Genomic DNA, 19183 nt, shown 5'->3' with positions numbered 1-19183 from the left:
TCGCTCGTCGCGAAACACCCCGCGAACGATGCCGTCACCCGGTCGCCGACCCCCAAAACCCCAGGTAAGTACGGCCTTCCTTGCTGGCGGGCAGCAGAAATCGTGCGTAGTTTCGAGGTGTTCAGGGGGAGCGGGACGTCTCGCGGAGCCCGTTGGCACAAATGGGGAGATATCCGTATGTCCATCATCGACATCGAAGCACCGCTGCACACCGCCCACCGGGACAACCACACGCACCGCGACGTCAACGGCGGATGGCTGCGGCCGGCCGTCTTCGGTGCCATGGACGGGCTCGTCTCCAACCTCGCGCTGATGACCGGCGTGGCGGGCGGCGCCGTCGCCCCGCACACCGTCGTGATCACCGGCCTGGCGGGCCTCGCGGCCGGCGCGTTCTCGATGGCGGCCGGCGAATACACCTCCGTGGCCTCGCAGCGTGAGCTCGTACTTGCCGAACTGGACGTGGAACGTCAGCAGTTGCTGGGGCATCCGATCGACGAGATGGAGGAGCTCGCCGAGCTCTACGTCTCCCGGGGCGTCGAACCGGCCCTCGCCCGCGAGGTGGCCATGCAGCTGTCCCGCGACCCCGAGCAGGCGCTGGAGATCCACGCCCGCGAGGAGCTCGGCATCGACCCCGACGACCTGCCCTCGCCGATCGTCGCCGCGGTCTCCTCCTTCGGCTCCTTCGCGCTGGGCGCGCTGCTCCCCGTACTGCCGTACCTGCTCGGAGCCACGGCCCTGTGGCCCGCGGTGCTGCTGGCACTGGTCGGTCTCTTCGCCTGCGGCGCGGTCGTCGCGCGGGTCACCGCCCGGTCCTGGTGGTACAGCGGTCTGCGCCAGCTCGTCCTGGGTGGCGCCGCCGCCGGTGTGACGTACATCCTGGGAACCTGGATCGGCGGAGCCATAGGCTGATCAGGCAGGGAGTGAGACACTATGCGGAACGCAGCATAAGTAGTTCGTTACTCGGCGGTTTCGATCCCGTGTCCGCCGGGCATCAGACCAGGGCGCCCGGGCAATGATGCCCACTACGCGTCGGGACCTTCTCCCCGTGCAGCGTGTCCCACACTCGAAGGTCCCCTTCTTTCTGCCTCGTGCGATGTCCGCATGCTGGAATGGCATATCCGCTTCGCGGGATTGTCGTCATCATGTAATCTGCACGAAATTTCGCAGAGGGCCAACGTCGTCCCTCGGCTATGCACATATGCCACGACGACGACGGGAGAGCCGATGCGTTCCGCATCCACGCACTCCGCGACCGGCCTCAGCAACACCGCCTGGTCGCCCATGGACGGTCGCCCCGCCCAGCAGGGCATGTACGACCCGCGCAACGAGAAGGACGCCTGTGGCGTCGGATTCGTGGCGAACCTCACCGGCGAGGCCACCCACACCCTCGTTGAGCAGGCCCTGACCGTCCTGCGGAACCTCGAGCACCGCGGCGCCACCGGCTCCGAGCCGGACTCCGGCGACGGCGCGGGCATCCTGTCCCAGGTCCCCGACGCGTTCCTGCGCGAGGTGGCCGGATTCGAGCTCCCCGAGGCCGGCGCGTACGCCGTCGGCATCGCCTTCCTCCCCGCCGACGGCACCGCACAGGCCGTCGCCGTGGAGCAGATCGAGGCCATCGCCGCCGAGGAGAACCTCACGGTCCTCGGCTGGCGCGAGGTCCCGGTCACCCCGGACCTGCTCGGCAACGGCGCCCGCGCCACCATGCCGGCCTTCCGCCAGCTCTTCGTGAGCAACGGCAGCACGGGCATCGAGCTGGACCGCAAGGCCTTCGTCCTGCGCAAGCGCGCCGAGCGCGAGGCGGGCACCTACTTCCCGTCGCTCTCCGCCCGCACCATCGTCTACAAGGGCATGCTGACCACCGGCCAGCTGGAGCCCTTCTTCCCGGACCTCTCCGACCGCCGTTTCGCCTCGGCGATCGCCCTGGTCCACTCGCGGTTCTCCACCAACACCTTCCCGTCGTGGCCGCTCGCCCACCCGTTCCGCTTCGTCGCGCACAACGGCGAGATCAACACGGTCAAGGGCAACCGCAACTGGATGACGGCCCGCGAGTCCCAGCTGGCGACCGACGTCTTCGGCGCGGGCACGCTGGACCGGATCTTCCCGATCTGCACCCCGGACGCCTCCGACTCGGCCTCCTTCGACGAGGTCCTGGAGCTGCTCCACCTCGGTGGCCGCTCGCTCCCGCACAGCGTCCTGATGATGATCCCGGAGGCGTGGGAGAACCACACCTCCATGGACCCGGCCCGCCGCGCGTTCTACCAGTACCACTCCACGATGATGGAGCCCTGGGACGGCCCGGCCTGCGTCACCTTCACCGACGGCACCCAGGTCGGCGCGGTCCTCGACCGCAACGGTCTGCGCCCCGGCCGCTACTGGGTCACCGACGACGGCCTCGTCGTCCTCGGCTCCGAGGTCGGCGTGCTCGACATCGACCCGGCCAAGGTCGTCCGCAAGGGCCGCCTGCAGCCCGGCAAGATGTTCCTCGTCGACACCGCCCAGAAGCGGATCATCGAGGACGACGAGATCAAGGACGAGCTGGCCGCCGCCGCCCCGTACGCGGACTGGCTGGAGACCGGCGAGATCGAGCTGTCGGACCTGCCCGAGCGCGAGCACATCGTGCACACCCACGCCTCGGTCACCCGCCGCCAGCAGACCTTCGGCTACACCGAGGAAGAGCTCCGCGTCATCCTCGCGCCGATGGCCCGCACCGGCGGCGAGCCGCTCGGCTCCATGGGCACGGACTCCCCGATCGCGGCCCTGTCCGAGCGCCCCCGGCTGCTCTTCGACTACTTCACCCAGCTCTTCGCGCAGGTCACCAACCCGCCGCTGGACGCCATCCGCGAGGAGCTCGTCACCTCGCTGCTGTCCTCGATCGGCCCCGAGTCCAACCTGCTGGACCCGACCTCCGCGTCGTGCCGCAGCGTCACGCTGCCCTTCCCGGTGATCGACAACGACGAGCTGGCCAAGCTCATCCACATCAACGCCGACGGCGACATGCCGGGCATGAAGGCGGCCACCCTCTCGGGCCTCTACCGGGTCTCGGGCGGCGCCGACGCGCTCGCCGCGCGGATCGCGGAGATCCGCACCGAGGCCGACGCGGCCATCGCCGCCGGCGCCCGCCTGATCGTCCTGTCGGACCGCCACTCGGACGCCGAGCACGCGCCGATCCCGTCGCTGCTGCTCACCTCCGCCGTGCACCACCACCTCATCGCGACGAAGCAGCGCACCCAGGTGGGCCTGCTCGTCGAGGCCGGTGACGTCCGCGAGGTCCACCACGTCGCGCTGCTCATCGGCTACGGCGCCGCCGCGGTCAACCCGTACCTCGCCATGGAGTCCGTCGAGGACCTGCTGCGCGCCGGTACGTTCATCGAGGGCATCGAGCCCGAGCAGGCCATCAAGAACCTGATCTACGCCCTCGGCAAGGGCGTCCTGAAGGTCATGTCCAAGATGGGCATCTCCACCGTCGCCTCCTACCGCGGCGCCCAGGTCTTCGAGGCCGTCGGCCTGAACGACGAGTTCGTCGCCGCCTACTTCGCGGGCACCGCCACCAAGATCGGCGGCGCGGGCCTCGACGTCATCGCCAAGGAGGTGGCCGCGCGCCACGCCAAGGCGTACCCGGCCTCCGGCATCTCCGCCTCGCACCGCGCGCTGGAGATCGGCGGCGAGTACCAGTGGCGCCGCGAGGGCGAGCCGCACCTGTTCGACCCGGAGACGGTCTTCCGCCTCCAGCACGCCACCCGCAACCGCCGGTACGACATCTTCAAGCAGTACACGGACCGGGTGAACGAGCAGTCCGAGCGCCTCATGACGCTCCGCGGCCTTTTCGGCTTCAAGACGGAGGACCGCCCGTCGATCTCCATCGACGAGGTCGAGTCGGTCGCCGACATCGTCAAGCGCTTCTCCACCGGCGCCATGTCGTACGGCTCCATCTCCAAGGAGGCGCACGAGACCCTCGCCATCGCCATGAACCAGCTGGGCGCCAAGTCCAACACCGGTGAGGGCGGCGAGGACCCGGACCGTCTGTACGACCCGGCGCGGCGTTCGTCGATCAAGCAGGTCGCCTCCGGCCGCTTCGGCGTCACTTCCGAGTACCTGGTCAACGCGGACGACATCCAGATCAAGATGGCGCAGGGCGCCAAGCCCGGCGAGGGCGGCCAGCTGCCCGGCCACAAGGTCTACCCGTGGGTCGCCAAGACGCGTCACTCCACCCCGGGCGTCGGCCTGATCTCCCCGCCGCCGCACCACGACATCTACTCCATCGAGGACCTGGCTCAGCTGATCCACGACCTCAAGAACGCCAACCCGGTCGCGCGCATCCACGTGAAGCTCGTCTCCGAGGTCGGCGTGGGTACGGTCGCCGCGGGTGTCTCCAAGGCCCACGCGGACGTCGTCCTGATCTCCGGCCACGACGGCGGAACGGGCGCCTCCCCGCTCACCTCGCTGAAGCACGCGGGCGGTCCCTGGGAGCTCGGCCTCGCCGAGACCCAGCAGACCCTGCTGCTCAACGGGCTGCGCGACCGGATCGTCGTCCAGACCGACGGCCAGCTCAAGACCGGCCGCGACGTGGTCATCGCCGCGCTGCTCGGCGCCGAGGAGTTCGGTTTCGCGACCGCGCCGCTCGTCGTCTCCGGCTGCGTCATGATGCGCGTCTGCCACCTGGACACCTGCCCGGTCGGCATCGCCACGCAGAACCCGGTCCTGCGCGACCGCTTCTCCGGCAAGCCCGAGTTCGTCGTCAACTTCTTCGAGTTCATCGCGGAGGAGGTGCGCGAGCTCCTCGCCGAGCTGGGCTTCCGCTCCATCGAGGAGGCCGTCGGCCACGCCGAGCTGCTCGACACGACGAAGGCCGTCACGCACTGGAAGGCGCAGGGTCTCGACCTGGAGCCGCTCTTCTACGTGCCCGAGCTGCCCGAGGGCGCGGTCCGCCACGCCCTGATCGAGCAGGACCACGGTCTGGAGAAGGCGCTCGACAACGAGCTCATCGAGCTCGCCGCCGACGCGCTGAACGCCGAGACCGCGGAGGCGGCCCGGCCGGTCCGCGCCCAGGTCGCGATCCGCAACATCAACCGGACCGTCGGCACCATGCTCGGCCACCACGTCACGAAGAAGTTCGGCGGTGCGGGCCTGGCCGACAACACCATCGACCTGACCTTCACCGGTTCGGCCGGCCAGTCCTTCGGCGCCTTCGTGCCGAAGGGCGTCACCCTCCGCCTGGAGGGCGACGCCAACGACTACGTCGGCAAGGGCCTCTCCGGCGGCCGGATCGTGGTCCGCCCGGACCGCGGCGCCGAGCACCTCGCCGAGTACTCCACCATCGCCGGCAACACCATCGGCTACGGAGCCACCGGCGGCGAGATGTTCCTGCGCGGCCGCACCGGCGAGCGCTTCTGCGTCCGCAACTCCGGCGCCCTGGTCGTCTCGGAAGGCGTGGGCGACCACGGCTGCGAGTACATGACCGGCGGCACGGCGGTCGTCCTGGGCGAGACGGGTCGCAACTTCGCGGCCGGCATGTCGGGTGGCGTCGCGTACGTCATCGACCTCGACCCGAACAACGTCAACGTCGGCAACGCGGGCGCGGTCGAGTCCCTGTCCGACACCGACAAGCAGTGGCTGCACGATGTGGTGCGCCGCCACGAGGAGGAGACCGGCTCGACCGTGGCCGCGAAGCTCCTGGCTGACTGGACCGCCGCGGCGGACCGCTTCAGCAAGATCATCCCGACCACGTACAAGGCAGTGCTCGCCGCCAAGGAAGCCGCTGAGCTCGCCGGACTCTCGGAAACCGAGACCACGGAGAAGATGATGGAGGCGGCGACCAATGGCTGACCCGAAGGGCTTCCTCACCACCCCGCGCGAGACCGCCTGCTCCCGTCCCGTCGCCGATCGGCTTCAGGACTGGAACGAGGTCTACGTCCCGGGCTCGCTGCTCCCGATCATCAGCAAGCAGGCCGGGCGCTGCATGGACTGCGGCATCCCGTTCTGCCACAACGGCTGCCCCCTCGGGAACCTGATCCCCGAGTGGAACGACTTCGCGTACCGCGAGGACTGGACCGCCGCCTCGGAGCGCCTGCACGCCACGAACAACTTCCCGGAGTTCACGGGCCGCCTGTGCCCGGCCCCGTGCGAGTCGGCGTGCGTGCTCGGCATCAACCAGCCGGCCGTCACCATCAAGAACGTCGAAGTCTCGATCATCGACAAGGCCTGGGACAACGGCGACGTCACCCCGCAGGCGCCCGAGCGCCTGTCCGGGAAGACCGCCGCCGTCATCGGCTCGGGCCCGGCCGGTCTGGCCGCCGCCCAGCAGCTGACCCGGGCCGGCCACACCGTGGTCGTGTACGAGCGCGCCGACCGCATCGGCGGCCTGCTGCGCTACGGCATCCCCGAGTTCAAGATGGAGAAGGTGCACATCAACCGCCGCATCGAGCAGATGCGCGCGGAGGGCACCAAGTTCCGCACCGGCATCGAGGTCGGCCGCGACATCACCGCCACCGACCTGCGCAAGCGGTTCGACGCGGTCGTCATCGCGGCGGGCGCCACCGTCTCCCGCGACCTCCCGGTCCCGGGCCGCGAGCTCGGCGGCATCCACTTCGCGATGGAGTACCTCCCCCTCGCGAACAAGGTGCAGGAGGGCGACTTCATGGCGCCCCCCATCACGGCCGAGGGCAAGCACGTGGTCGTCATCGGCGGCGGCGACACCGGCGCGGACTGCGTGGGCACCGCCCACCGCCAGGGCGCGGCCTCGGTCACGCAGCTGGAGATCATGCCGAAGCCGGGCGAGGACCGGAACGCCAACCAGCCGTGGCCGACCTTCCCGATGCTGTACAAGGTCACCTCGGCGCACGAGGAGGGCGGCGAGCGGGTCTACTCCGTCTCCACCACCCACTTCGAGGGCGACGAGGACGGCAACGTCAAGGCGCTGCACCTCGTCGAGGTCGAGTTCATCGACGGCAAGCTGACCCAGAAGCCCGGCACCGAGCGCGTCCTCCCCGCGCAGCTGGTCACCCTGGCGATGGGCTTCACCGGCACCGACCAGGCCAACGGCCTGGTGGACCAGTTCGGCCTGGAGCTGGACGGCCGCGGCAACGTCTCCCGCGACGCGTCCTACGCGACCAACGTCGACGGCGTCTTCGTCGCCGGTGACGCCGGCCGCGGCCAGTCGCTGATCGTCTGGGCCATCGCGGAGGGCCGCTCGGCCGCCCGCGGCGTGGACCGCTTCCTGACCGGCTCCAGTACCCTCCCGTACCCGGTCAAGCCGACGGACCGCTCGCTGACCGTCTGACGCGGACAGCAGTACCCGTAGTACCTGCAGTACCCCCCGCCCGGGGAAGGGCGGGACCCCTCATACGGTCCGTACAACGGCGTACGGAACACCCGACACGGCGCCCGCCATAGTCCCCGACCAGGGATGGCGGGCGCTGTGGCGTTTCCCGGTCATATGAATGCGGTTCGTCGTCCGGGTCGGGCGGCGATGGCTAGGCTCGGCACATGGCCAAGCCGAAGGACCGGACCGGGGCGCAGACGCCGGAGGAGTTCGCCCGCGAGGAGTTGCGGCGTCACCGCGAAGCGGCGGGGCTGACCCAGGAGGGCCTGGGCGAGCGGATCTTCACGAGCGGGGCGTACGTCGGCCAGATGGAGTGCGGGACGCGGAGGCTCCGGCCGGAGATCGCGGAGTTGATCGACCGGGCTCTCGGCACGGGGGACTACTTCACCCGCCTCGCCAAGGCGTTCAAGTCCAAGCACGTCGAGTACTTCGCGGAGGCGGCTGAGCTGGAACGTTTGGCGACGGCCGTCTTCGACTACGGCTCCACGCTGATTCCGGGGCTGCTTCAGACAGCGGACTACGCTCGGGCGGTGATTCGGGGCGGCAGTCCCACAGCGCGCGCGGAGCATGTCGACAACCTGGTCGCGGCGCGCGTTGAGCGCACGCGGCTCCTCGGGGATCCGGAAACCCCCGAGATGTGGGTCGTTCTGCACGAGGCGGTATTGCGGACAGCGGTCGGGGGTCCCGCTGTGATGGCCGCGCAGCTGAGGCACATCTCGTTGAGCGTCCGAGCCCATCGGATCACGGTTCAGGTGGTGCCGTTCTCGGCCGGAGCCCACGGCGTCTTGGACGCGTCCGTGAGGATCATGGAGTTCGCCGACGCGCCCGATGTGGTGTACACCGAAGGCCCTCACGCGGGGCAGTTGCTCGATTGCCCGGCACTGGTTCGGCGTCACTGGAGGTCATACGATCTTGCGAGGGCTGCCGCGCTGTCACCGGAGGTGTCCCTGACCTTGATCGAGTCGGTTGCGGAGGAGCACGCGAAATGCGCGCAGACGTGAGAGGCCTGTCCTGGCGGACGTCTTCGTACACCAATGCCGAAGGCGGCAACTGCGTGGAAGTGTCCGACGATCTCCCCGGCCTGGTCCCCGTCCGCGACAGCAAGCAGGCGGGCGACGGTCCGGTCCTGGTCTTCCCGGCGGCCGCATGGGCTCCGTTCATCCAGGCCGTGAAGGCCCGAGCCTGATCCAGTACGGCAACCGCGGCGCCGTTGCCGGGGCTCTGCCCCGGACCCCGCTCCTCAATCGCCGGAGAGGCCGGGTCTCCCCGGGCCGATGCTTTGGCCTTGCGGCTCGGTCCGCGCTGTCCCTCCGGGGCGTCTCCTCGTCGTCGCGCCTGCGGGCACCGCGAGACCGCTGAGCGCGCAACCATCCTCCCCATCGTGCTGCGGCCGCAGGCCGGTCCCGCCGAGGGGAATCCCAGCCCCGCCGGCGATTGAGGCGCGGTGTCCGGGGCGGAGCCCCGGCAGTGGTGCGGCCCCGACCAGTCGGCCCCGCACCGGGAAGACCCTGCCCCGCCGGGAGGCCGGCCGCGCGGCCGGGCCGTGCTCGATGAACCGCACCCCGCCCGGGAGGGCATCCGCGTGGCCCCTTGACGGCAGTCACACACGCATAGTCCTATAGTGCTAGGAAGCTATATGAATAGAGGTGGGCAGTGATCGAGTTTCACCTCGATGCCCGGTCCGGTGTCGCCCCGTACATGCAGCTCGTCCACCAGGTCCGCCAGGCCCTGCGGCTGGGACTGCTCGCGGAGGGGGACCGGCTTCCCACGGTCAAGGACGTCGCCGTCTCCGTGGCGATCAACCCGAACACCGTGCTCAAGGCGTACCGGGAACTCGAGTACGAGGGCCTGGTCGCCAAGAAGCCCGGAGTCGGCACCTTCATCTCCGGGACGCTCGGCGACGACGCCTCGCTGTCCGAACACGAGCCGCTGCGGCAGGAGTTGCAGCGGTGGCTGGAGAAGGCGCGGAGCGCCGGGCTGGACGAGGAGAGCATCGAGGCGCTGTTCCAGAGCACCTTCCGTAATCGCAGCACGCACACGCATACGCACGCGAAGACCGAAGAGGGGAAATGACGGCGATATTGGAAGCCCACGCGCTGGGCAAGCGGTACGGCCGCAAACAGGCGTTGAGCGAGTGCACCCTGAGCCTGCCGGCCGGGCGGATCATCGGCCTGGTCGGCCCCAACGGGGCCGGGAAGTCGACCCTGTTGCAGCTGGCCTGCGGGCTGATCGGGCCGACCTCCGGCACCATCGAAGTGCTCGGCGGGCGGCCCGCGTCCGGGCCCGAGCAGCTGGCCAAGGTCGGGTTCGTCGCCCAGGACACGCCCACGTACGCGGGGCTGTCCATCGCCGACCACCTGAAGCTGGGGGCCCGGCTGAACCCGGGATGGGACGCCGCTCTGGCGGAGGGGCGGATCCGGCAGCTCGGGCTCGACCCCGCGCAGAAGACCGGCAAGCTGTCGGGTGGGCAGCGCGCCCAGGTCGCACTCACGCTCGCCGTGGCCAAGCGGCCCGAGCTGCTCATGCTCGACGAGCCCGTCGCCGCGCTTGACCCGCTGGCCCGGCGGGAGTTCCTGCAGAGCCTGATGGAGTACGTCGCCGAACACGGCACCACCGTCGTGCTCTCGTCACACCTGGTCTCCGACCTGGAACGGGTCTGCGACCACCTGGTCTCGCTCGTCGCCTCCCGCGTCCAGGTGGCGGGGGACGTCGACGACCTGCTCGCCACGCACTTCCGGCTCACCACGGCCCGAAGGGACGCCGCCGGCCTGCCCGAGGGCATGCGGGTCATCCAGGAGACGCACACCGAGCGGCAGAGCACCTTCATCGTGCGGTCCGAGCGGGCGGTCCAGGATCCGTCCTGGGTCCTGGAGCCGCTCGGTCTGGAAGACCTGGTCCTCATCTACATGACCCTGGAGAACCAGCGATGATCTGGCTGACCTGGCGCCAATACCGCGTCCAGACACTCGTGGCCCTCGCCGCCCTCGCCGCGGTGACGGCGTTCCTGGTGGTCACCGGCCTCCAGATGCGCGACCTCTACGACAGCACCGTCGCCGGCTGCCAGGGCGCCGACTGCGAACGGGCCAAGACCGCGCTCGCCGCCGACTACCAGACCCTCGTCTACTACGTCACGAGCCTGCTGCTCGTCGTACCCGGCATCATCGGCGTCTTCTGGGGCGCCCCGCTCATCGCCCGCGAACTGGAGACCGGCACCCACCGGCTCGTCTGGAACCAGACCATCACCCGCGGCCGCTGGCTCGCGGTCAAGATCGGGGCCGTCGGCCTGGTCGCCGTCGTCGTCACCGGGGTGCTCAGCCTGCTGGTGACCTGGTGGGCGAGTCCCGTCGACAGCGTGACCCTGGACCGGTTCACGGCCCTCATGTTCAGCGGTCGGGGGATCGTTCCGCTCGGCTACGCGGCCTTCGCCTTCACCCTCGGGGCCTGCGCGGGGCTGCTGATCCGGCGCACCGTGCCGGCGATGGCCGCGACGCTCGTCGCCTTCGTCGCGGTCCAGATCCTCGTACCGTTCGCCGTCCGGCCGTACTTCGTGGCGGCGGAGCACACGGAGGTCGCGCTCAGCTCGCTCGTCGTGGCGCCGGCGGCCGGTGCGTCGAAGGGCGGCTGGGACGGGAACCACATCCAGCTGCTGGGCTCCGGCGAGGACGCCCGGCTGCGGGTGGGGGTGCTGAGGCCCGGGGTGTGGGTCGTGTCCGACCCCGGTCCTGTGCTCGACCCCGCCGGGCGTGAGGTCCACGGGGCGCGGGGCTGCGCGGAGCGGCAGGGGGACCCCTTCGAGTGCTTCGCCAAGTCCGACCTGCACATCGAGGTGGACTACCAGCCCGCCGACCGCTACTGGACCTTCCAGTGGATCGAGACGGGGATCTTCCTCGCGGTCTCCCTGGCGCTTGGCGGCTTCTGTGGGTGGTGGCTGCGGCGCCGGGTGGCCTGACCGCGGCCGGGTGAGGGGCGGCCGAAGCCAACGCAACTGGCTTCGGCCGCTCCCTCGACTCTACGGCGAAGGTGTTCACTGTGGCGCGCGGACGCCCACGCCTGTGTCACCATCCTGAACAGTGGTGATTCCTAAGCCGGTTGGGGGCGGGCAGGGTGGGAAAGCTGCTGGCGAAACGCTACGACCTGGACGACAGGCCGCTGGGGTCCGGTGCGATGGGCCAGGCCTGGGCCGCTTGGGACCTGAAGCTACAGCGGCGCGTCGTGGTGAAGGTGATACTCCCCCTCCCGGGCCGGCAGCCGGACGCGAGAGCCGTGTTCCAGGAGGCGAGGACCGCAGGGCGTGCCAATCACCCCGGGATCGTGACCGTCCATGACGTCGAGCAGGACACCGCCCGTGAAACCGGTGACTGGTTCCTGGTCATGGAGCTGATCACCGGGCGGGACTTGGCGCGTGTTCTCGCCTCCGGAGAGGTGCCCGCGGTGGCCACCGCGCTGGACTGGGCCTCACAGGTGGCCGACGCCTTGCAGGCGGCCCACGTCGAGGGGGTCGTCCACCGCGACCTCAAGCCCTCGAACCTGATGCTCACCGAGTCCGGAAGGATCAAGATCCTGGACTTCGGCATCGCCGGGTTCCTCGACAACGCCTCCGCGGACAGCGAACCGATCGGCTCATGGCCCTACATGGCGCCCGAGCGGATCGGCGGCTCGCGCGGGGACGCGCGCACCGATCTGTACTCCCTGGGGTGCGTGATCCACGAGCTCCTGACCGGACGGCCGCCCTTCGGCGACCTGAACGGCTTCGCCCTGCTCACCGCGCACAAGGACACGATGCCCGCCCGCCTAGGGAAGGCGATCCCCGGACTGCACCCGGGTATTGACGAGTTGGTGGCCGCGCTCCTGGCCAAGGACCCGGATCACCGCCCGCCGACGGCCGCACACGTACGCGATCGCCTGCGCGAGCTGGTGGCCGAGCCGCCAGCACCGGTCCCGGTCCCGCCCCCGCAGGAGCAGGAGCAGGAGCAGGAGGAGGAGCAGGAGGAGCCTGCCCCGCGGCGGCCGGAGGACGACGAGACGCACAGTCAGCGCCACCCCCACGTCCCCCCGAGCCCCACCCTGCCCGTGCCCGGTGCTCCGCTCCCGCCCGCCGTGCCCCCCGGGACCACCCCGCCCCCGACCCCGCCCGTCATGGACCCGCCGACGCCCCCGCGAGCCCGTCGTCGCAGGGTGCTGTCGCTGGTCGTCGGCATCCTCGTGTGCGCGGTCGCGGTCGCCGTGACGGCCTTCATCGGGCACTTCCAGGACCCGCGCAAGCTGTGGTTCACGCCCATCGGAGCGCAGGGGTACTTCGTCGTCTCCGAGGGCACCGCCTTCCTGGCCGGGCCCGCGAACGGCACGGTCGAGGCGCGCGACACCGCGAGCGGCGAACTCAAGTGGAGCTACCGGAGCGGCGACACGACGGGCCCGGTGAAGGTCGAGGCGGTCGCGGGGGGCTCGGTGTACGTCGTGACCGGCGAGGGCGTCATCCACGCCGTGGCCGCCGCCACGGGCGAGCGGCGCTGGACCGAACCGGCCGACAAGGAGACGAGCGGGTACCGCGCCTTGGCCGTCGCCGGCTCCTCCCTCTACGCCCTCTCGGACGGAGTGGTCCGCGCCTTCGACGCCGCGAGCGGAAAGCGCCGCTGGGTGCAGATCGTGAGAGGTGGCGTCCATCTCACGGCCACCTCGGACGCCGTCTATGTCGGCAGGGTGGCCGACCAAGCCGGTGTGGAGTACGACGAGCAGGACTCCGACCTGTACGCCCTGTCAGCCGGTACGGGTGAGATCGCATGGTCATACCGCAACGCCAAGCCCATGCGCGGCGCTCCCGCCGTGTACGGGGACACCGTCTACATCGGCTCCTGGGACAACCGGCTCCATGCCTTGGACACGGCCACCGGTGCGTCGAAATGGGACGCCGAGGTGGGTGAGCCGATCGGATCCACACCCGCCGTGGCCGACGGCGTCGTCTATGTCGTGACCCAGTACGGAACGGTGACGGCGCTGGACGCCGGTACGCACGGCGAAGTGTGGCGCAAGGAAGCGCCGGAGTACGGAACCGGTGGCCGGGCTCCGCAGGTCGTCGACGGCGTGGTGTACGTCGCCGATGGTGACGCGAGGCGTGTCCGTGCCCTCGACGCGAGGAACGGAGCCAAGAAATGGGCCTACTCCGTCGACACGGCCCGCTCCCTCTCCGATCCGGTCGTCGTCGACGGCGTCCTCTTCGTCGGCATCACCGAGAGCCTGCACTTCGAGGTGGGCGACCCGCGCCGGCGCACCCTCATCGCCCTCACCACCCGCCCCTGACTCACTCGTGCAGGTGACGCGTGCGGCGGGCGGAGCGCCCGGTGGGACGTGCGCGGCAGGAGCGGAGGGTTGCGTCTGGTAACAGTGGGTCACATGCCCACCCGAACGCTGCTGAGCGGCCTGCTCGGCGCCGCGCTGCTGATCCCCGTGCCGACCGCCGGCGCCACCGCCGCCGACACCCGCGTCGTCGAATACCGCGGTCTGCGGATCGCCGTCCCCGCCGACTGGAGGGTCGTCGACCTCGACCGGGAGCCAGACGCCTGCCTGCGCCTCGACGTTCCCGCCCTGTACCTCGGCCACGCCGGCACCCAGGCGGACTGCACCGGCCGCGCCGCCGTCCGCCGCGCCGACACGCTCCACCTGGAACCCCTCGAAGGGGCCCCGCAGCGCGCCGACATCCCGACCGTCGCCGACCTGGCCTCTGCCCTGCCGCGTACGGACAGCAACGAGCTGCGGTACGTGCTGCGCCGGGCCGGGGTCGTGGCCACCGTGTCCTACGGGGACGCGCCCGACACCGTACGGGGGATCCTCGATCGGGCCCGTACCGCCATCGCCGAGGGGCGTCCGCCGGCCGTCGTCGTGCCGGCCGTGATCGCCGGCGGGGCGGCGAAGGCCCAGGCGCCCTTCACCGGCGAGGGGTTCGACGCCTGCACCGCCCCGACCCAGCGGACCATGGACACCTGGAAGGCCGAATCCCCCTTCGGCGCCGTCGGCATCTACATCGGCGGCCGCGCCCGGGCCTGCGCCCAGCCACAGCTCACCGCCGACTGGGTCACGCGGCAGGCCGGGGCCGGCTGGCACCTGATGCCCATCTGGGTCGGCCCGCAGCCCTGGCACAGTTCGAGCACGGGCCTGTCCACCGACCCCTCCGAGGCCGACGAGCAGGGTCGCGCCGCCGCCGAGGGCGCGGTGGACGCCGCCCGCTCGCTGGGGCTCGGCGCGGGCACGGTGCTCTACAACGACCTGGAGAACTACTCGGACCGCGCCACCTGGGACGCCCCGGTCGTCGCCTACCTGACCTCCTGGACGGTACGGCTGCACGAGCTGGGCTACCGCTCCGGCGCCTACGTCTCGGCGAGCTCCGGCGCCAAGGCGCTGAGCGCGCACCACCACCAGGCCCCCGAAGCCATGCCGGACGTGCTGTGGGTGGCCCGGTGGAACGGCGCGGCCTCCGTGACGGACGCGGACCTGGGGCTGCCCGAGGGCACGAAGCAGTGGTCCGGCCGGCGCCGGGCCCACCAGTTCCGCGGGGACCACGATGCCTCGTACGGTGGGGTCACGCTGAACATCGACCGCAATCGGGTGGATGTCGACCCGTCGGTGCTCGGCGGTGGTGGGGGCGGGATCCTGCCCCTTCCGGTGCCGCTTCCGCTCAGCTAGCCGACGCGGGCGCCGGGTCCTCGCGCGGCGGTTCGTCGTCGTTGCCCCGGCGCAGGGTGCGCAGGCCGTGGGTCGGGGTCCACGAGCGGATGACCAGTTCGTCGCCCTGCACGGTGATGTGCACGACCTCGGTCAGGTCGGCATGGAAGAGGTGGAAGGGGTGCGGGGTGTCCGTCTCCTCCGCGTACCGGTGAAGCTCGGGCGGGTCCAGCTGTTCCAGCGCGCGGCCGGAGATCCGTACGTCCCCGTCGGGCATCCGGTCGCCCGCGCCCGGGTTCGTGTGGAGGGCGAAGCGCGGGTCGTGCTGGAGGTCCCTGGCCTTCATCGACCCCGGCATCATGCCGAGCCACAGCTCCCCGCCCCGGATGTCGACGTTGAGTCCGGCCACCCGGGGCGAGCCGTCCTTGCGCAGGGTGGCCAGGACGTGGTGCGGGTACTTGGCGAAACGGGCCCGGACGGCCGCCGCGAACTCCGGTTCCGCCTTCTCGAAGACTGCCCAGCTGGTGTGCGTCATGCGTCCATCAAAGCGCGGGCGCCGTCCGGCGCAGGTCAGGCGCGCACGATGCCCCGGGCGCGGGCCGCCGCCAGCCAGGCCGGGAACTCGCCGACGAGGCGGTCGTACAGCTCCGCGTCCGGGACCTTGCGCGGGTCCTCGCCCGCGTGGAAATAGCCCGCGTTGTCCACGTCGCGGCGCTCGGGTACCGGCAGTTCGTCGAGGCGGCGCAGGAAGTCGAACTGCGAACTGCGGGTGTTGCCGAAGCCGACGAACTGCCAGAAGAGGGGGAGTCGGGCCGCCTTGCACAGGTACTTCTCGGCGGCGAGCTTGTTGATCGGGCCACCGTCGGTCTGGAAGACGACGAGGGCGGGTGCCGTGGAGCCGGAGTCCTGGTAGTGGTCGATCACCGCGTCCATCGCCGCGTGGTAGGCCGTCTTGCCCATGTGGCCGAGGCGGGAGGCGATCTCGGTGACCTGGTTCTCGTGGTTCGCGAGGGAGATCTCCTCCACCGCGTCGACGTCGGTGGAGAAGAAGACCACGGGCACGCGGGCGTCGTCGTCCAGGTGCGCGGACAGGCCGAGCACCCGGTCGGCGAGGGCCTGGACGCTGCCGTCCGCGTAGTACGGCTTCATCGACCCGGAGTAGTCCAGGACCAGGTAGACGGCGGCGCGGCCGTCCTCCATGCCGTGTTTGCGCAGCGAGACCCCGGCGCTCTTGTAGAGGCTCACGAGCGCCGGAGCCGTTTCTTCGACCTTGCGGAGGTTTATCGCACTGCGCGTCATGCGCCCGAGAGTACGTCAGCTCGCTTCCGCGTAACCGAGTTCGGCCGCGAGGCGGGCGCGGTGGGCGGCGGGGGAGCCGAAGAGGTGGGCCGAGCCGTGGGCGCGTTTGAAGAACTCGTGGGCCTCGTGCTCCCAGGTGATGCCGATGCCGCCGTGCAGCTGGATCATCTCCCCGGCGACGTACGAGTACGCCTGCGAGCAGGCCGACTTGGCGGCGGCCGCCAGTGGGGGCGGGGCGTCGGCCGCGGCCGCGGCGAGGGCCATCGACCTGGCGGACTCCACGGCCGCGTACATGTCGGCGAGCCGGTGCTTCACGGCCTGGAAGGAGCCGATGGGCCGGCCGAACTGGTGCCGGTCCTTCGCGTACCGGACCGTGGACTCCAGCGCCCGCGCGGCGGCCCCGGCCTGTTCGGCGGCCAGCGCCGTGCAGGCCAGGTCCCGGACCCGGGCCAGGACTCCGGCGCCGTCGGGCGAGAGCAGCCGGGCCGGGGTCCGGGCGAGGGTGAGCTCGGCGAGGGGACGGGTGCGGTCCATGGTGGCCCGGGGGGTGTACGCGGCGGGCCGCGCCGTCAGCTCGAACAGCCCCAGGGGAGCGGGGCCGTCGGTCGGGGTGGCGAAGGCCAGGATCAGGGACGGTTCGGCAGGGCCCGCCAGTACGTACTGCTTGGTCCCCGTGAGCAGCCAGCCCCCGTCGCCGTCGGGCTCCGCCCGGGTGGCCAGGTCGGTCGCCTCCCACCCCTCGGGCCGGGGGCCGGGGAGCACGCCGGGGTCCGCGAACGGCCCCGCCTTGCGGCCCGCGCCCGCGCCCGCGCCTGCATCTGTGCCTGCGCCCGGGCCCGCGCTCGGGGCCAGGCCGGCAACCGGGGTCGGGCCCGTGCTCGGGGCCAGGCCGGCAACCGGGGTCGGGCCCGCGCCCGGGGTCCCGGCCCGCCCCCCGCGAGGGGACTCGGCCCAGGCCAGGGCGCCGATCAGGGAGCCCTCCGCCAGGCCCGGGAGATGGCGGGCGCACGCCTCGCTGTCGCCCGAGGCCAGCAGGGCCTGCACCGTCAGAACCGCCGAGCCCAGGTACGGGACCGGGCTCAGGGCGCGGCCCAGTTCCGACATGACCACGCCGACTTCGGCCGGTCCGCAGCCCAGACCGCCGTACTCCTCCGGAACCGCCAGCGCGGCCGCGCCCACCTGGGTCGTCAGCGGGGCCCAGGCCTCGTGCCCGGGGTGGCGGGCGAGGACCGCGCGCACCGCGTCCCGGAGTTCCTCCTGCTCGGGCGTCCATGCCAGGCCGCTCATGCGCCCTCCCCCCGTGCCGCGCGCCGCAGCTGCGCCTTCAGCAGTTTGCCGCCAGCGTTGCGCGGGAGCTCCGGTACGAGGTGGAAGCGCCTCGGGACCTTGAAGTTGGCCAGCCGTTCCCGGCTCCACGCGGTGAGTTCGGCGGCGGTGACGGGCGGGCCGGCGGTGACCACGTACGCCACCCCCACCTCGCCGAGCCGCTCGTCCGGGGCCCCGACCACGGCCGCGTCGATGACGGCCGGATGGGTCAGCAGCACGTTCTCCACCTCCGCCGGATAGGCGTTGAAGCCGCCGACCACGTACATGTCCTTCAGCCGGTCGGTGATCGAGAGGTAGCCGCGGTCGTCCAGGACGCCGATGTCCCCGGTGCGCAGCCAGCCGCCCGGCAGCACCGCCTCCGCCGTGGACGCCGGGTCGTCCAGGTAGCCCGGGGTGACGTGGTAGCCGCGCACCTGCACCTCGCCGGGTTGCCCGGTCGGCAGCACGTCGCCCAGTGGGGAGGCGATCCGCACCTCGGTGTCGGGCAGCGGCAGGCCGACGGTGTGGGCGACCGTACGGGCGTCGGCGTCGGTGGGGCAGACGGAGACGACCCCGCCGGACTCCGTCAGCCCGTACGCCGTGAACACGTCGGGGGCGCCCAGGACGGTGCGGATCTCCTCGACCAGGGCGGTCGGCACGGAGGCCGCCCCTGTGCCGGCCAGGCGCAGCGCCGACAGGTCGTGCGCGGCGAGCTCGGGGTGCCGGATCAGGCCGTGGAAGACGGTCGGTGGGCCCATCAGGCAGGTCACGCGTTCGTCGGCCATCCGGGTCAGGATGCGGTCGGTGTCGTAGACCGCCTCCGGGAGCATCGTCACGCCGCGCAGCAGGCAGGCGAGGATCCCGGCCTTGTAGCCGAAGGTGTGGAAGAAGGGGTTGACCAGCAGGTAGCGGTCCCCGGGGCGCAGGGTGACCAGCTCGGACCAGGAGGCGTAGAGCCGCAGGGTCTGGCCGTGGGTGGTCATGACGCCCTTGGAGCGGCCGGTGGTGCCGGAGGTGTAGAGGATGTCGCTGAGGTCCCCGGGGCGGACGCGGTCGGCGCGGGCGAGTCGCTCCGCCTCGGTGACGGACTCCCCGCCCGCCAGGTACGCCTCCCAGGAATCGGGGCCGCTTCCGCCGCGCAGGACGACGGTGGAGCCGAGCGCCCCGAGGTCCTCGCCGGAGGCGTGCAGGTCGTGGACGTAGTCCGTGCCGAGGAATCCGCGTTCGGTGAAGAGCACGCGGGCGCCGCTGCGCCGGATGACGTCGGCTGCCTCGGCGGGCTTGTAGCGGGTGTTGACCGGTACGAGGACCGCTCCCGCGCCGACCGCGCCGAGGGCGGCGGCGATCCACTGGCGGCTGTTGGGCGCCCAGATCGCCACCCGGTCGCCGTGCCGGATGCCGTGCGCGATGGCCGCGCGGGCGGCGGCGGCGATCTCGGCGGCGAGCCGGGTGAAGGTCCAGCGGACCTCTCCGTCGGCGAGCGCCTCCCGGTCCCCGTGGGCGGCGGCCGCGTACTCCGGGAGCCGGGCCAGCGTGGTGGGCGGGGGCGGCCCACCGGGTGTGGGCGGCTCAACGGGCGTTGGCGGCGCGGCGGGTGGCGGTGGCATC

Annotated in this window: 14 protein-coding genes; 10 read left to right on the top strand and 4 right to left on the bottom strand. The window is 71.5% G+C overall.

All coding sequences use genetic code 11. The features are described 5' to 3' along the window. The first annotated feature begins 177 nt into the window (after positions 1-177). The 10 genes from ACFYYJ_RS21760 to ACFYYJ_RS21715 all read left to right on the top strand — a co-directional run bounded on the left by ACFYYJ_RS21760 (position 178) and on the right by ACFYYJ_RS21715 (position 14992). Entirely contained in the window at positions 178-909 is a 732-nt protein-coding gene (locus ACFYYJ_RS21760; RefSeq protein ID WP_385129221.1) for a VIT1/CCC1 transporter family protein, read from the top strand. Positions 910-1224: 315 nt separating this feature from the next. Further along, positions 1225-5823 (top strand): glutamate synthase large subunit, encoded by a 4599-nt coding sequence (gene gltB, locus ACFYYJ_RS21755; protein WP_389134613.1) that lies wholly within the window; start codon positions 1225-1227, stop codon positions 5821-5823. Then, positions 5816-7276, top strand: coding sequence for a glutamate synthase subunit beta (locus ACFYYJ_RS21750; protein WP_385129225.1), 1461 nt, complete (start codon positions 5816-5818; stop codon positions 7274-7276). Before gltB ends, ACFYYJ_RS21750 begins: the two co-directional genes overlap by 8 nt. A 206-nt stretch (positions 7277-7482) precedes the next feature. Further along, the gene (locus ACFYYJ_RS21745; RefSeq protein WP_389134609.1) at positions 7483-8319 is read left to right on the top strand and encodes a helix-turn-helix domain-containing protein; all 837 of its coding nucleotides are present in this window, start codon (positions 7483-7485) and stop codon (positions 8317-8319) included. Beyond that, a complete protein-coding gene (locus ACFYYJ_RS21740) occupies positions 8304-8504 on the top strand; it encodes a DUF397 domain-containing protein (RefSeq protein WP_385361502.1) in 201 nt (66 codons plus the stop codon). Before ACFYYJ_RS21745 ends, ACFYYJ_RS21740 begins: the two co-directional genes overlap by 16 nt. A gap of 467 nt (positions 8505-8971) precedes the next feature. Further along, the gene (locus ACFYYJ_RS21735; protein ID WP_389134606.1) at positions 8972-9391 is read left to right on the top strand and encodes a GntR family transcriptional regulator; all 420 of its coding nucleotides are present in this window, start codon (positions 8972-8974) and stop codon (positions 9389-9391) included. Then, a complete protein-coding gene (locus ACFYYJ_RS21730) occupies positions 9388-10248 on the top strand; it encodes an ABC transporter ATP-binding protein (RefSeq protein ID WP_389134604.1) in 861 nt (286 codons plus the stop codon). Before ACFYYJ_RS21735 ends, ACFYYJ_RS21730 begins: the two co-directional genes overlap by 4 nt. Beyond that, complete coding sequence (locus tag ACFYYJ_RS21725; protein ID WP_389134601.1) at positions 10245-11267, top strand: ABC transporter permease subunit; 1023 nt, start codon at positions 10245-10247, stop codon at positions 11265-11267. Before ACFYYJ_RS21730 ends, ACFYYJ_RS21725 begins: the two co-directional genes overlap by 4 nt. Positions 11268-11422: 155 nt before the next feature. Then, positions 11423-13612: a PQQ-binding-like beta-propeller repeat protein gene (locus ACFYYJ_RS21720; protein WP_389134599.1), complete on the top strand. Its 2190-nt coding sequence runs from the start codon at positions 11423-11425 to the stop codon at positions 13610-13612. Between the two features lie 93 nt (positions 13613-13705). Then, on the top strand, positions 13706-14992 hold the full coding sequence (locus tag ACFYYJ_RS21715; protein WP_389134596.1) for a DUF1906 domain-containing protein: 1287 nt from the start codon (positions 13706-13708) through the stop codon (positions 14990-14992). Here ACFYYJ_RS21715 and ACFYYJ_RS21710 read toward each other — a convergent pair. Genes ACFYYJ_RS21710 through ACFYYJ_RS21695 form a run of 4 tightly spaced genes read right to left on the bottom strand, consistent with a single transcriptional unit; the run spans position 14985 to position 19182 of the window. After that, positions 14985-15506, bottom strand: a complete 522-nt coding sequence (locus tag ACFYYJ_RS21710; protein WP_389134594.1) for a pyridoxamine 5'-phosphate oxidase family protein — start codon at positions 15504-15506, stop codon at positions 14985-14987. The genes ACFYYJ_RS21715 and ACFYYJ_RS21710 overlap by 8 nt on opposite strands. Positions 15507-15541: 35 nt before the next feature. Further along, positions 15542-16270 carry a VWA domain-containing protein gene (locus ACFYYJ_RS21705; RefSeq protein WP_385361486.1) on the bottom strand — a complete coding sequence of 243 codons (729 nt, stop codon included), beginning with the start codon at positions 16268-16270 and terminating at the stop codon, positions 15542-15544. Between the two features lie 15 nt (positions 16271-16285). Next, the gene (locus ACFYYJ_RS21700) at positions 16286-17557 is read right to left on the bottom strand and encodes an acyl-CoA dehydrogenase family protein (RefSeq protein WP_389134591.1); all 1272 of its coding nucleotides are present in this window, start codon (positions 17555-17557) and stop codon (positions 16286-16288) included. Next, on the bottom strand, positions 17554-19182 hold the full coding sequence (locus ACFYYJ_RS21695) for a FadD3 family acyl-CoA ligase (RefSeq protein WP_389134589.1): 1629 nt from the start codon (positions 19180-19182) through the stop codon (positions 17554-17556). Before ACFYYJ_RS21695 ends, ACFYYJ_RS21700 begins: the two co-directional genes overlap by 4 nt. Position 19183: the final 1 nt, after the last annotated feature.

This window comes from Streptomyces sp. NPDC002467 (assembly GCF_042889825.1).
In the GTDB taxonomy this organism is placed as follows: Bacteria; Actinomycetota; Actinomycetes; order Streptomycetales; family Streptomycetaceae; genus Streptomyces.
This window is presented reverse-complemented; position numbering and strand designations above follow the sequence as displayed.